Consider the following 11,714-nt stretch of genomic DNA (forward strand, 5'->3'; position numbering starts at 1 on the left):
GGACCACCGGCTCGGCCGGGTTCTGGCTACCTCGGCGCGCCCAGGCGAACGTGGGTGACATGTCCGAAACGCTGAAGAAGATCCTGGTCGTCACCGCCCACCCCGAGCCTCGCTCGCTCAACGCCGCCCTGGGCCGCTTCGCCGTCGAGCGGCTGCGCGCGGCGGGTCACGAGGTGCGGGTGACCGACCTGTACGCGGCGAAGTGGAAGGCGGCGGTGGACGCCGACGACTTCCCCGAGCATGTGGGGGACCGGCGGCTGGACGTGCTCGCCGTGTCGGGGGAGGCCACGCTGGCGGGCCGGCTGTCCGCGGACATCGCCGCCGAGCAGGAGAAGCTGCGCTGGTCGGAGGCGGTGATCCTGCAGTTCCCGCTGTGGTGGTTCTCGGTGCCGGCGATCCTGAAGGGCTGGATCGACCGGGTGTTCACGTTCGAGTTCGCCCACGGGCCGTCCGTCCCGCCGCCCTACAGCGAGGGCGCGCTGGCCGGGCGGCGGGCGCTGGCCTCGGTGACGATCGGCGCCCGGGAGTCGGCGTTCTCCGGCCGGGGCGTCCACGGGCGGCTGGCGGACGTGCTCTTCCCGCTCCAGCACGGGCTGTTCTGGTTCACCGGCATGACGCCGCTGGAGCCGTTCGCGGTGTACGACTCGGTCGACGTGCCGCGCGAGCGGTTCGCCCAGGTGACGCAGGAGTACGGGCGGCGGCTCGACGGGCTGTTCACCGACGAGCCCGTCCCGTACCGGACGCTCACCTGCGGCGACTACGGCCGCGACATGCGCCTGCTGCCGGGCGTCGAGGCGCCGGGGACGGCCGGGCTGGACATCCACGTCCGCCCGCGCGGCTAGAGCTCGTCGTCCTGGGCGGCGCTCCGCCCGGCCAGCCGCTCGTAGCGCTGCCGGGCGGCCTGCGGGGTGCCGAGCCCCAGGCCGAACGCGATCTCCTGCCACGTCATGCCGCGCCCCCTGGCCATCCGGAGCAGCCCGGACTCCAGGTCGTCGGCCTCGGCGCGGGCCTGCGCGACCAGGCTCAGGGCGGCGACGATGTCGGCCCGGTCCACGTCCGGCTCGCCGTCGTCGAGCGACACCGCGCCGCTCAGCAGGAACGCCACGATCCGGACGGCCTCGTGCGGCGACAGCTCCGAGGCGTGCGCCTGACGCCGCCGCTGCGCGTCGGTGGCGGCGTGGCGCTCGGCGATGCGCAGGAGCGCGGCGTATTCGCGGTGCGCCCGCGCCTGCCCCGGATGCGGCGGCGTGAAGGGATCGGCGTGCTGCTCAGGAGTCGTCGGCATGCACTCCACCCTGGACGATCCACCATCCGTTGTCAACATGACGTGTTGAACAGAACGTTTAAGTGCACTTGCCGGCGAGCCAGGCGCGGTAGTCGCGGGTGTAGTTCGTCATCACGCTCGGCGGCGCCTGGCTCAGGACCGACTGCCAGCGGCTGATGTTGCCGGTCCAGGCGGGGGGCGGCTCCTCCCAGCCGACGCCGTCGGTCCAGCGGGCCTGAGAGCCCTTGAGCAGGCCGGGGTGGCGGCGGGCCAGCTCGCCCTGGATCCAGGAGTCCGTGGAGTAGACGAGGATGCGCTGCGCGGCCTGGCGTTCCTTGATCGGGTCGGAGATCTCCTTCCACGCGGCCGTCGCGTACGCCGGGTCGGACAGCGCCGTCCTGGCCTCGGGCTTGACCTCCAGCAGGGCGATCAGGCCGCGCGAGCGCACGTGGTCGAGCCACTGGCGCAGCGTGTAGACCTGCTCTCCCTGGTACGGGCCGCGCGCGATGCGGCGGTCGCGCAGGTTGTCGGCTCCGGCCGCCCACCACAGGGCGGTGATGTTCGTCCGGGTGCCGGTCAGCCCGTTGGTGGTGGTGTTGTGCCACATGACGGCCTTGGTGCCGTTCCTGGTGAGCTGGACGTCGCCTTCGACGCCGTCGGCGCCCCAGGTCTTCTGGTCGTTCACGGCGCGGACGTTGTTGGGCTGGCGGATCTGGTCGCGTTCCCAGGGGTTCGCGCCGGAGGGGTAGCCGCCGTGGCCGAACACGGCGGGACAGGCGACGGCGGACCCGGCGTGAGCGGCCTGAGCGGCGGGCGGGACGGCGGTGAGGGAGATCGCGGCCAGTGATGCGGCGAGCGCCGCCTTCGTCCTGATCGTCATGGGGGTCGGGACTCCGTCCATGAGGGGTGACCGGCACCGGCAGCGTATGCGCCGCACCTCAGGTGATCAAGAGCGGCGGGAGGGACCGGAAGTCCCCGCGTAACGAGGACTTTGGTCGGTGCCCCTCGCCGGGCTTCCGCACTGGGATGGACACGCGGCGCACCCGCGCCCGCCGATCCAGCACGACACCTTGGGGACACGATGACGACGACCGGAACCGATGGGAAGGAACAGGCGGCCCACGGGGCCAGGCCGATGCTCATGCTCGGCCTGGCGACGCTCGGCTTCGCGCTGAACTTCTGGGCGTGGGCGCTGCTCAGCCCGCTCGGGCCCCGCTACAAGGACCTGCTCGGACTGTCGGCCTCGCAGCAGGCGCTACTGGTCGCGGTGCCGGTGATCGTGGGCTCGCTGGGCCGCGTCCCGGTGGGCGCGCTCACCGACCGGCTCGGCGGGCGGGTGATGTTCCCGCTGATCTCCGCGGCCACCATCGTGCCCGTGCTGTTCATCGGCGTGGCCGGGCAGAGCTCGCTGCCGGCGCTGCTGGCCGGGGGCTTCTTCCTGGGCGTCGGCGGGACGGTCTTCGCGGTCGGCGTGCCGTTCGTGAACGCCTGGTTCCCGCCCCGGCGGCGCGGCCTGGCGATCGGCGTGTTCGGGGTGGGCATGGGCGGCACCGCGATCAGCGCCCTGACGACGGTCAAGCTGGTCGAGGCCGGGAACGCGACCACGCCGTTCCTGATCACCGCGGTCGTCCTCGCGGTGTACGCCGCCGTCGCGTGGCTGGTGATGCGGGACGCGCCCGGCCGGACGGTGTCGCCGCAGCCGCTTCTCGGCAGGCTCGCGGCCACGGCCAGGCTGCCGATCACCTGGCAGGCGTGCGCGCTGTACGCGGTCGCGTTCGGCGGCTACGTCGCCTTCTCCGTCTACCTGCCCGCCTACCTGCAGACCGGCTACGGGCTGGAGCAGGCCGACGCCGCCAACCGCATGGCCGGGTTCGTGGTCCTCGCGGTCCTGATGCGGCCGGTGGGCGGCTGGCTGTCGGACCGGATCGGCTCGATCCCCGTGCTGACGGGGGTGTTCGTGGTGGTGTGCGGCGCGGCGGCGGTCCAGGCGCTGACGCCCGGCCTCATGCCGGTGGGCACGATCGCGTTCCTGACGATGGCGGCCGCGCTCGGCGCCGCCAGCGGCGCCACGTTCGCGCTGGTCGCGCAGGTCACCCCGGCCGACCAGGTCGGCGCGGTCACCGGCCTCGTGGGCGCCGCGGGCGGGCTGGGCGGGTTCGTGCCGCCGCTGCTGATGGGCTTCCTGTACGGCGAACTCGGCTCGTACGGGGTGGGCCTGGGGCTGCTGGCGGCCACGGCGGCGCTGACCGTGCTGCTGACGGTGACCGTGGTGCGCCGGGCTACGGTGCGGGAACCAGCTCGAAGCCTGTGACGATCTCCGGCTGGATGCTGATCACCTGGTCCATCTCGCCGGTCACCCAGGGGTGGAGCAGGGCCTTCAGCCGCTCGGTCTCCGCCGGGTCGGTCAGCAGCCGCGCCACCCCGGTGACGATCACGCTCCAGCCGAGCCGCGCGTGCCCGTCGAGGTCGTCGGCCTCGAACGCCACCACGGCCTCCGGCACCGCCACGTGGGAGCTGAGGATCGTCCCGGGGCTGGACCGGATGACCACCCGCCCGTCCACGACCAGGTGGTTCACCGGCCGGACCGCGGGCAGCGCCTGGCGGGTGAAGACGATCCGGCCGAACGGCACCCCGGCCAGCAGGCGCAGCGCCTCGGCCTCGGGCAGTTCCCGCAGACGCCGGGCTCCCGTCCCGTCCGGCGCCCGGTCGTGGTGGCATGTCACGACAACAGCCTGCCGCCCACCCGGCGCCGTAAACAGGGACCAAAGTCCTTTCTCCCCCCGGCCAGGACGAACCGGCCGCCGTCGCCGGGGATGGCGGCCGGGGGTGGCTACCGAGCTCAGCCGGCGTGCCACACGCGGTCGAGGAACCCGGCGACGAGCGGGGCGATCTCGTGCAGGTGGTCCTCCAGGGCGAAGTGGCCGGTGTCGAGGACGTGCAGCTCGGCGTCGGGCAGGTCGCGCAGGTAGGCGCGGGCTCCGGGCTCGGGGAAGAACGGGTCGTTCGCGCCCCAGGTGATGAGCGTGGGCGGGGTGTGCGTGCGCAGCCACTCCTGCCAGGCGCCGTAGCGCTCGACGTTCGAGTGGTAGTCGAAGGCGAGCGCGACCTGGGCGTCCTTGCGGCCGGGCAGGTCGAGGAAGTGCTGGTCGAGGGTCCATCCGTCGGGGGCGACGAGGCCGGGGACGGCGACGCCGGTCTCGTACTGGCCGCGGGTGCCCGGCAGGGTGAACAGGGCGCGGACGGTTTCCTCGGCGCCGGGCCGGTCGGGGCGCAGCGAGATGAAGTCGCGGGCGCCGTCGGACAGGCCCTCCTCGTAGGCGTTGCCGTTCTGCACGACGAGGCCGGCGATCCACTCGGGGTGCCGTTCGGCGAGCCGGAACCCGACGGGCGCGCCGAAGTCGAACACGTACGCCACGAACCGGGTGAGGCCGAGCTTCCGCACGAAGCCCTCGGTGATGTCGGCGAGCCGGTCGAAGGAGTAGGTGAACCCGGCCGGGGCCTCGGTGTGGCCGAAGCCGGGGTAGTCGGGCGCGATCAGCCGGTAGCGGGTCCCGAGCACGTCGATCAGCCTGCGGTACTGGTGCGAGGCCGACGGGAACCCGTGCAGGAGCAGCAGGACGGGCGCGTCGGCCCGCTCGGGCAGCGACTCCCGGAAGAAGACCCGGACGCCGTCGACGTCGAGGTGCCGATGGACGGTACGGGCGAGCACGGGAATCGTCATATCTAATGCCTTTCAACGCCAATGATGCGTTAGTTATAGCGGGCAGCGCTCTAACGCGTCAACACGGCGACAAGGCATTAGAACGTGCGGAGGGACGCGAGCCCCTCCGCACGGGGGAGTGCTACGTCAGCGGCACCGCCCGGTCGAGGGCGGGCGGGGTCAGCGGCCCCTGCCGCAGGTAGGCCCGCATGGCGTCGTAGTCACGGTTGCCGCGCACCGCGTCGGTGTACCCGGCGAAGGCGCTGTAACCGTCGGCGCCCAGCAGCGTGTACGCCAGCGCGGCGAGCCGGTAGGTCCTGCCGGTGTCGAGCGGCTGCCCGTCGATGAGCACGTCGGCGGGGTTGATCCGGTCCCCGACCGGCCTGCCCGGCGAGTAGGAGAAGCGGACGTTCTTCGACACGGCCAGCGGCGCGAACTTCACGGTGCCGTCGGCCTGCGTCTGCCACTGCTGCTCCAGGGCCTGCTCAAGCTGCGAGCCCTTGACCGAGACGGTGAGCACCGGGTTGGCGTAGCCCCAGGCCGCCCACGACTCGCCCAGGAGCACCTGGCCGTCGCTGTCGGCGGGGTTCGGCCCCTTGGCGAACCTCAGGTCGCCGCGCAGCGAGTTCGAGCCCTTGACCGGGGCCACGGCGACCATGGCCAGATCGGCCTTGCCGCCCTCGGTCTGCTGGGAGTCGAAGTAGGCCACGTCGGCCACGGTGTTGCCGAGCGTGCTCTGCCCCGTGGCGTCGCGGGTCCTGGTGATGTCGCCGGTGATGGTCCCGTACGGCTTGGCGTAGGTCTCCTTCTGCTTGGCGTTCCAGTGGTCGACCAGCTTCGTCATGACGGGGTCGGGGGTGACGTCGCGGGTCACCGGGTGGTTGACCGCGGTGGTCGCGGACCTGATGACGTCGCGGGTGCGGCGGTCGATCTTCAGGTTGATCTCGTTGATGAGGCGGCCGTGGTTGGCGGCCTCGACGACCGGGCGGGGGTTGCCCGCGGGGTCGGGGACCGAGCAGGTGAAGTACGCGTGCCAGTGGCCGGTGACGATGACGTCGATGTCGGGCGAGGCCTTCTTGGCGAAGTCCCAGATCGGCCCGTTCATCGGGTCGGCGCAGCCGTTGAAGTCGGCGCCGGCCGCGCCGCCCTCGTGCACGTTGGCGACGATGGCCCGCACGCCGCGCCGCTTGAGGATGGCGGCGTACTTGTCGGCCGTCTCCACCAGCGGCAGGTTGTCCAGCGACGGCTGGTAGGAGGTGGAGCCGTCCACCGTGGTGGGCGTGGTCAGGTTGATGAACCCGACGGGGATGCCCCGGAACTTCTTGATCACGTACGGTTCGAGCACCGGGCGGGTGTCGCCCTTCTCGGTGATGTTGGCCGTGGAGAAGGCGAAGTCGGCGCCGTGGAAGCGGCGGCCGTCGGAGTCGGTGAAGCAACTGTCGACGTCGGCCTCGCCGAAGCACTCGCCCGCGCCCATGTGGTCGCGCAGGAACTCCAGGGACCGGTCCAGCTCGTGGTTGCCGACCGCGGTGAAGTCCAGCCCGATCTTGTTCAGGAACTCGATCGTGGGCTCGTCGGCGTGGAAGGACACCTCGGTGGGCCAGCCGCTGAAGTTGTCGCCGTTGGAGAACGTGACCGTGTTCGCGTGCCCTTCCCTCAGTTTGCTGAGGTGGGTCGCCAGGTACGGCGCGCCGCCCACCACCAGGGTGTTCCCCTGCGCGTCCTTGATCGTGCCGTCGGCGGCGTTGTTCTGCGGGGTGATGTAGCCGTGGAAGTCGGCGATCGACAGCAGTTGCACGTCCACGGGCTTGGGCGCGGCCAGTGCCGGTGAGGCGGACGAGGCCAGAGTGACACCTAAGGCGACAACGATCCACTTACGGAGGGAATGCACGCATACTCCTAGATAGGGGGATGTAACGGGAGGAAAGGCTGGTAGATCGGCCTGTCCGGTCGGTGAACACGACCCCGGCGATCGGCTGCCGCCGCATGACAGCGAGGAGAATGATCCGGGGGCGAGGAGCCTGCGGCCGGACCCCCGCTCGCATTTATGATGGAGTCCACTATTAAGGTCCGTCAAGAAGGGTGATCAGTGACGCTCCCGGTGACCGGCGGCGACCTCCAGCGGCTGCGGCGCCACAACGCGCTCGCCGCGCTCTCCGCCTTGCGCTCCGCCGGGCCGCTGACGCTGACCCAGCTCGCCGAGCGCGCCGACCTGGCCAGAGCCACCGTCAAGGCGGCGGTCGACGACCTGACGGGGCTGGGCTGGGTCGCCGAGCTGGACCCCAGCGGCGGGGAGAAGGGCAGGCCCGCGCGCCGCTACCGCTTCCGCGCGGAGGCGGGCCGGGTGCTCGGGCTCGACATCGGGGCGCACAAGGTGCTCGCGGTCGTGGGCGACCTCGACGGCGCCGTCCTGCACACCACGCGCGAATCGGTCACCCCCGAGCAGCCGCGCGCCGAGCGGCTGGCCGCCGTGGACCGCGTCGTCGACGCCTGCCTGGCCGGCTCGGGCACCGCCGCCTCCGACGTCCGGATCGCGGTCGCGGGCAGCACGGGCCACGTCGACCTGGAGGGACGCGTCGTCGCGTCGCGGGCCATCCGCGACTGGCCGGGCGTGCCGCTGGCCGAGCACCTGGGCGCGCGGCTGCGCTGCCCGGTCCTGGTCGACAACGACAGCCGGCTCGCCGCCCTGGCCGAGTGCCGCAGGGGCGTCGCCCGCGACGCGGGGAACCTGGTGTTCCTGCACATCGGCCGCCGGGCCGGGGCCGCGATCGTGCTCGACGGGGTCCCGCTGCGCGGCGCCGGCGGCGCGGCGGGGGAGATCGGCCTGCACCCGCTGTTCAACCTCGGCCACGTGGGCGACCTGCTGCACGCCTTCCCCGCCGTGGAGCCGGGCACGCCGCCCGACGCGGTCGCGGCGGCGGTGTTCGAGGCTGCCCGGGGCGGTGACGCCGCGGCGCGCGGCGCCGTGCTGCGGTACGTCAAGGTGCTCGCGCTGGCCACCGCCGCGATGGCTCTCACCGTCGACCCCGAGCTGGTGGTGCTCGGCGGCGGCTTCTCCCGCTCGGCCGACGTGCTGCTGGAGCCGCTGAGAGGCGAGCTGGAGACCATGTGCCTGCGCACCCCGCAGGTGCGGGCCTCCGTGCTCGGCGACGAGTGCGTGGCCGTGGGCGCGGTGTGCCAGGGCGTCGAGCACCTGTCCGCGATGCTGTTCGGCCCCGAGCGCGGCGGCCCGCTGCCCGCCGCGTCACCCGTCCAATAATGACGCACTCCACCGTATATCCGCTCACTAGACTGCCGCCGTGAACGACGACACCCTGCGGATCCGGCCGGGCGGGCCCGCCGACACCCCGGCCGTGCTCGCCATGATGGACGCGGCCGTGATCTGGATGAACGCGCGCGGCAACACCGAGCAGTGGGGCACCCAGCCCTACTCCCAGCGGCCCGGCGGGGCGGCGCGGATCGAGCAGCTCATGGCCGGCGGCGCTCCCCACATCGCCGAGCTCGGCGGCGAGCCCGTCGGCGCGATGGTGCTGGACTCCGGGCCGAGCGCCGAGATGCCCATCGCCCCGGCCGACGAGCCCGAGCTGTACGTCCGGCTGCTCGTCTCCGACCGGCGGCACGCGGGCCGGGGCATCGGCGCGACCCTGCTGGCCCTCGCCGTCGAGGAGACCCGGCGGGCCGGGGCGGAGCTGCTGCGCGTCGACTGCTGGGCGGGCGGCGGCGGTCAGCTGGTGGGCTACTACGTGCGCAACGGCTTCACGCCTGCCGAGCCCTTCCGGTACGAGGCGTGGCCGGGACAGGTGCTGGCCATGCGGGTGCCGCGCGCGAACCCGGGCGAGCCTGCGGTCACCTGATCGCCCGGCCGGAGATCTGCTCGGCCCTGACCAGGATGAAGTGGTCGCGCTCGCCCGGCGCCCACGGCGTCAGCGGCAGCCTGGCCAGGTGCGCCACCTCCGACGCGTCGCGGGCGGCGCGAGCGTGCCCCACCGCGGTCACCGACCAGCCGGTCCGCAGGTCCGGGTCGAAGGCGTCGGCCTCGAAGGCGACCACCGAGTGCCGGGTGGCCGCCGCGAGCTTGGAGCCCGGCCCGGTGCGGATCACGATGCGCTCGCCGTCCAGGCAGAACGTGACCGGCTGCACGGCCGGCAGCGCCCGGTCGGTGAAGACGATCCGCCCGATCGGGGCGGAGCCCAGCAGGCGCAGGCATTCGGCGCGGGAGAGCACCCGCAGGCCGGATGAGTCGAGTCGCATGCCCCCAGCCTGGCCGGTGCGGCCGGGCGTCCGGCAGGGGCGAAAGTCCCGTCAATCCCGCCGATCAGCCCGCAGCCGGGCGGCCAGCACGGCGGCCTGGGTGCGGCGCTGCATGTTCAGCTTGGCCAGCAGGTTCGACACGTAGTTCTTGACCGTCTTCTCCGCCAGGAACAGGCGCTCGCCGATCTGCCGGTTCGTCAGGCCCTCGCCGATCAGTTCGAGGATGTGCCGTTCCTGCTCGGTCAGCGCGGCCAGCGGGTCACGCCGGGCGGCCTGGTCGCGCAGCCGCTGGAGCATGGCGGCGGTGGTCTGCGGGTCCAGCAGCGACTGCCCGGAGGCGACGGTGCGCACCGCGCCGACCAGGTCGGAGCCGTGGATCTGCTTGAGCACGTAGCCGGCGGCCCCGGCCATGACGGCGTCGAACAGGGCGTCGTCGTCGGCGAACGAGGTCAGCATCAGGCAGGCCAGCCCGGGGAGCTTGGAGCGGACCTCGCGGCAGACGTCCACGCCGCTGCCGTCGGGCAGCCGCACGTCGAGCACCGCCACGTCGGGCTTGAGCGCCGGGATGCGGGCCACGGCCGACCCCGCCGTGCCGGCCTCGCCGATCACCTCGATGTCGTCCTCGCCGTCGAGCAGGGCGGCGACTCCGCGCCGTACCACTTCATGGTCGTCGACAAGGAACACGCGAATCATGCCTTGACGCTATCCGCACTCGGCTTTCCCGCAAAAGGGACCAAGGTCCTGAACGCGGCATCGCCGGGTGCCGGTGCGACACTGAGCGGTATGTCCGAAAGTGAGCACAGCCCGTTGCTGCCCCAGATGCGGCTGGACGAGTTGCTGGCCGAGCTGCAGACCCGGCTGAACGCCGTGCTGGCCACCCGGGACCGGGTGCACGCGCTGCTCGAGGCCGTGGTGTCCGTGGGCAGCGACCTGGACCTGGAGACGGTGCTGCGGCGGATCGTGGAGACCGCCACCAAGCTGGTGGACGCCGGTTACGGGGCGCTGGGCGTGGTCGGCGACGACAGCACGCTGGTGCAGTTCATCCCGGTCGGGCTGAGCGAGGAGGAGATCGCCAGGATCGAGCACTGGCCGCACGGGCTCGGCCTGCTCGGGCTGCTGATCAAGGACGCGCGGCCGGTCCGGCTGGGGCGTATCTCCGACCATCCCGAGTCGTACGGGTTCCCGCCCGGCCATCCGCCGATGGGCACCTTCCTCGGGGTGCCGATCCGGGTGCGCGACGAGGTGTTCGGCAACCTCTACCTGACGGAGAAGCGCGGCGGCGGCGAGTTCGACGAGGAGGACGAGGCCGTCGTGATCGCGCTGGCCACGGCGGCGGGCGTCGCGGTGGAGAACGCCCGCCTGTACGAGGAGTCGCGGCGGCGCGAGACCTGGCTGCAGGCGTCGGCCGAGGTGACCACGAGCCTGCTGTCCGGCGCCGAGCCCCGGCAGGTGCTCACCACGGTGGCGGCGCGGGCCCGCGAGATGTGCGACGCCGACCTGGTCGAGGTGCTGCTGCCGGAGCCGTCGGGCGAGTCGCTGAGCGTGGCGGTCGCCGAGGGGGAGGGCGCGGCCGACGTGCGGGGCACCGCCTTCCCGGTGCCGGGCACGTCCGTGGGCGAGGTGTTCACCCGGGGCGAGCCGATGACCGACCAGGACCTGCACGGCGCGCCCGGCACCGGCTCGCCGTTGCGGCGGCTCGGCCTCGGGCCCGGCCTCATGGTGCCGCTGGGCACCGCGCCGAAGGTGCACGGCGTGCTCACGCTGGCCAAGCGGAGCGGGCGGCTGCCGTTCAGCGACGCCGACCGGCAGATGCTGCAGTCGTTCGCCGGGCAGGCGGCGATCGCGCTGGAGCTGGCCGAGGCCCGCCGCGACGCCGAACGGCTCGGCCTGCTGGAGGACCGTGACCGGATCGCCAAGGACCTGCACGACCTGGTCATCCAGCGGCTGTTCGCGACCGCCATGACGTTGATGAGCACGGTCCGGCTGGTCGAGCGGCCGGAGGCGGGCAAGCGGCTGCAGCACGCCATCGACGAGCTGGACGAGACCATCCGGCAGATCCGCTCGTCCATCTTCGCCCTCCAGGGCCCGCGCGAGGAGGCGGCGCCGAGCCTGCGCGGGCAGATCGTCGACCTGGTCGAGGGCGCGGGCGGGCATCTCGGCTTCATGCCGGGCCTCCGGATGGAGGGCCAGTTGGACACGCTCGTCCCCGACGCGGTCGCCGAGCACCTGCTGGCGGTGCTGCGCGAGGCGCTGTCGAACGTGGTGCGCCACTCCCGGGCCACCCGCGCGGACGTGCTGGTCGAGGTCGCCGGCTCGGCGCTCACGCTCGTGGTGAGCGACGACGGCGTCGGCGTGGGGGAGCGGGCCCGGCACAGCGGCCTGCGCAACATCGGCGAACGGGCGGCGCTGCTGGGCGGCGAGGCGGACGTGGAGTCGCCCGAGGGCGGCGGCACGCGGCTGCTCTGGCACGTGCCCCTCTGACGCGGTCCGCGCGGGCCC

The 11,714-nt window shown here is 73.0% G+C and carries 12 protein-coding genes; 5 read left to right on the top strand and 7 right to left on the bottom strand.

Annotation, left to right across the window (positions count from 1 at the left end):
• Positions 1 to 59: 59 nt before the first annotated feature.
• Complete coding sequence (locus tag ACBI99_RS19920; protein ID WP_375073034.1) at positions 60 to 842, top strand: NAD(P)H-dependent oxidoreductase; 783 nt, start codon at positions 60 to 62, stop codon at positions 840 to 842.
• Here ACBI99_RS19920 and ACBI99_RS19925 read toward each other — a convergent pair.
• Together ACBI99_RS19925 and ACBI99_RS19930 are read right to left on the bottom strand one after the other, a co-directional pair.
• Positions 839 to 1,285 carry a DNA-binding protein gene (locus ACBI99_RS19925; protein ID WP_375073035.1) on the bottom strand — a complete coding sequence of 149 codons (447 nt, stop codon included), beginning with the start codon at positions 1,283 to 1,285 and terminating at the stop codon, positions 839 to 841. The genes ACBI99_RS19920 and ACBI99_RS19925 overlap by 4 nt on opposite strands.
• A 58-nt stretch (positions 1,286 to 1,343) precedes the next feature.
• On the bottom strand, positions 1,344 to 2,144 hold the full coding sequence (locus ACBI99_RS19930) for a glycerophosphodiester phosphodiesterase family protein (protein ID WP_246646234.1): 801 nt from the start codon (positions 2,142 to 2,144) through the stop codon (positions 1,344 to 1,346).
• 201 nt (positions 2,145 to 2,345) lie between these two features.
• Here ACBI99_RS19930 and ACBI99_RS19935 point away from each other — a divergent pair, with 201 nt between their 5' ends.
• Positions 2,346 to 3,575, top strand: coding sequence for an MFS transporter (locus ACBI99_RS19935; protein ID WP_357587899.1), 1,230 nt, complete (start codon positions 2,346 to 2,348; stop codon positions 3,573 to 3,575).
• Here ACBI99_RS19935 and ACBI99_RS19940 read toward each other — a convergent pair.
• The 3 genes from ACBI99_RS19940 to ACBI99_RS19950 form a co-directional block, all read right to left on the bottom strand.
• Positions 3,544 to 3,987 carry a pyridoxamine 5'-phosphate oxidase family protein gene (locus tag ACBI99_RS19940; protein ID WP_219510724.1) on the bottom strand — a complete coding sequence of 148 codons (444 nt, stop codon included), beginning with the start codon at positions 3,985 to 3,987 and terminating at the stop codon, positions 3,544 to 3,546. The two genes, ACBI99_RS19935 and ACBI99_RS19940, sit on opposite strands and share 32 nt — an antisense overlap.
• A gap of 116 nt (positions 3,988 to 4,103) precedes the next feature.
• Complete coding sequence (locus ACBI99_RS19945; RefSeq protein WP_375073036.1) at positions 4,104 to 4,985, bottom strand: alpha/beta fold hydrolase; 882 nt, start codon at positions 4,983 to 4,985, stop codon at positions 4,104 to 4,106.
• A 121-nt stretch (positions 4,986 to 5,106) separates the two neighbouring features.
• Positions 5,107 to 6,768, bottom strand: coding sequence for a bifunctional metallophosphatase/5'-nucleotidase (locus ACBI99_RS19950; RefSeq protein ID WP_375073037.1), 1,662 nt, complete (start codon positions 6,766 to 6,768; stop codon positions 5,107 to 5,109).
• A 285-nt stretch (positions 6,769 to 7,053) separates the two neighbouring features.
• On the opposite strand from ACBI99_RS19950, the gene ACBI99_RS19955 reads away from it, so the two are divergent.
• Together ACBI99_RS19955 and ACBI99_RS19960 are read left to right on the top strand one after the other, a co-directional pair.
• A complete protein-coding gene (locus tag ACBI99_RS19955; RefSeq protein WP_357587905.1) occupies positions 7,054 to 8,223 on the top strand; it encodes an ROK family transcriptional regulator in 1,170 nt (389 codons plus the stop codon).
• Positions 8,224 to 8,263: 40 nt separating this feature from the next.
• Entirely contained in the window at positions 8,264 to 8,818 is a 555-nt protein-coding gene (locus ACBI99_RS19960; protein WP_364180022.1) for a GNAT family N-acetyltransferase, read from the top strand.
• On the opposite strand, the gene ACBI99_RS19965 is transcribed toward ACBI99_RS19960, so the two are convergent.
• Together ACBI99_RS19965 and ACBI99_RS19970 are read right to left on the bottom strand one after the other, a co-directional pair.
• On the bottom strand, positions 8,811 to 9,215 hold the full coding sequence (locus ACBI99_RS19965; protein WP_219510733.1) for a pyridoxamine 5'-phosphate oxidase family protein: 405 nt from the start codon (positions 9,213 to 9,215) through the stop codon (positions 8,811 to 8,813). The two genes, ACBI99_RS19960 and ACBI99_RS19965, sit on opposite strands and share 8 nt — an antisense overlap.
• Positions 9,216 to 9,266: 51 nt before the next feature.
• On the bottom strand, positions 9,267 to 9,908 hold the full coding sequence (locus ACBI99_RS19970) for a response regulator transcription factor (RefSeq protein ID WP_219510735.1): 642 nt from the start codon (positions 9,906 to 9,908) through the stop codon (positions 9,267 to 9,269).
• 90 nt (positions 9,909 to 9,998) lie between these two features.
• Here ACBI99_RS19970 and ACBI99_RS19975 point away from each other — a divergent pair, with 90 nt between their 5' ends.
• Positions 9,999 to 11,696, top strand: a complete 1,698-nt coding sequence (locus tag ACBI99_RS19975) for a GAF domain-containing protein (protein ID WP_375073038.1) — start codon at positions 9,999 to 10,001, stop codon at positions 11,694 to 11,696.
• Positions 11,697 to 11,714 lie beyond the last annotated feature (18 nt).

The organism is Nonomuraea sp. ATR24 (assembly GCF_041950485.1).
Classification (GTDB): Bacteria; Actinomycetota; Actinomycetes; order Streptosporangiales; family Streptosporangiaceae; genus Nonomuraea; species Nonomuraea ceibae.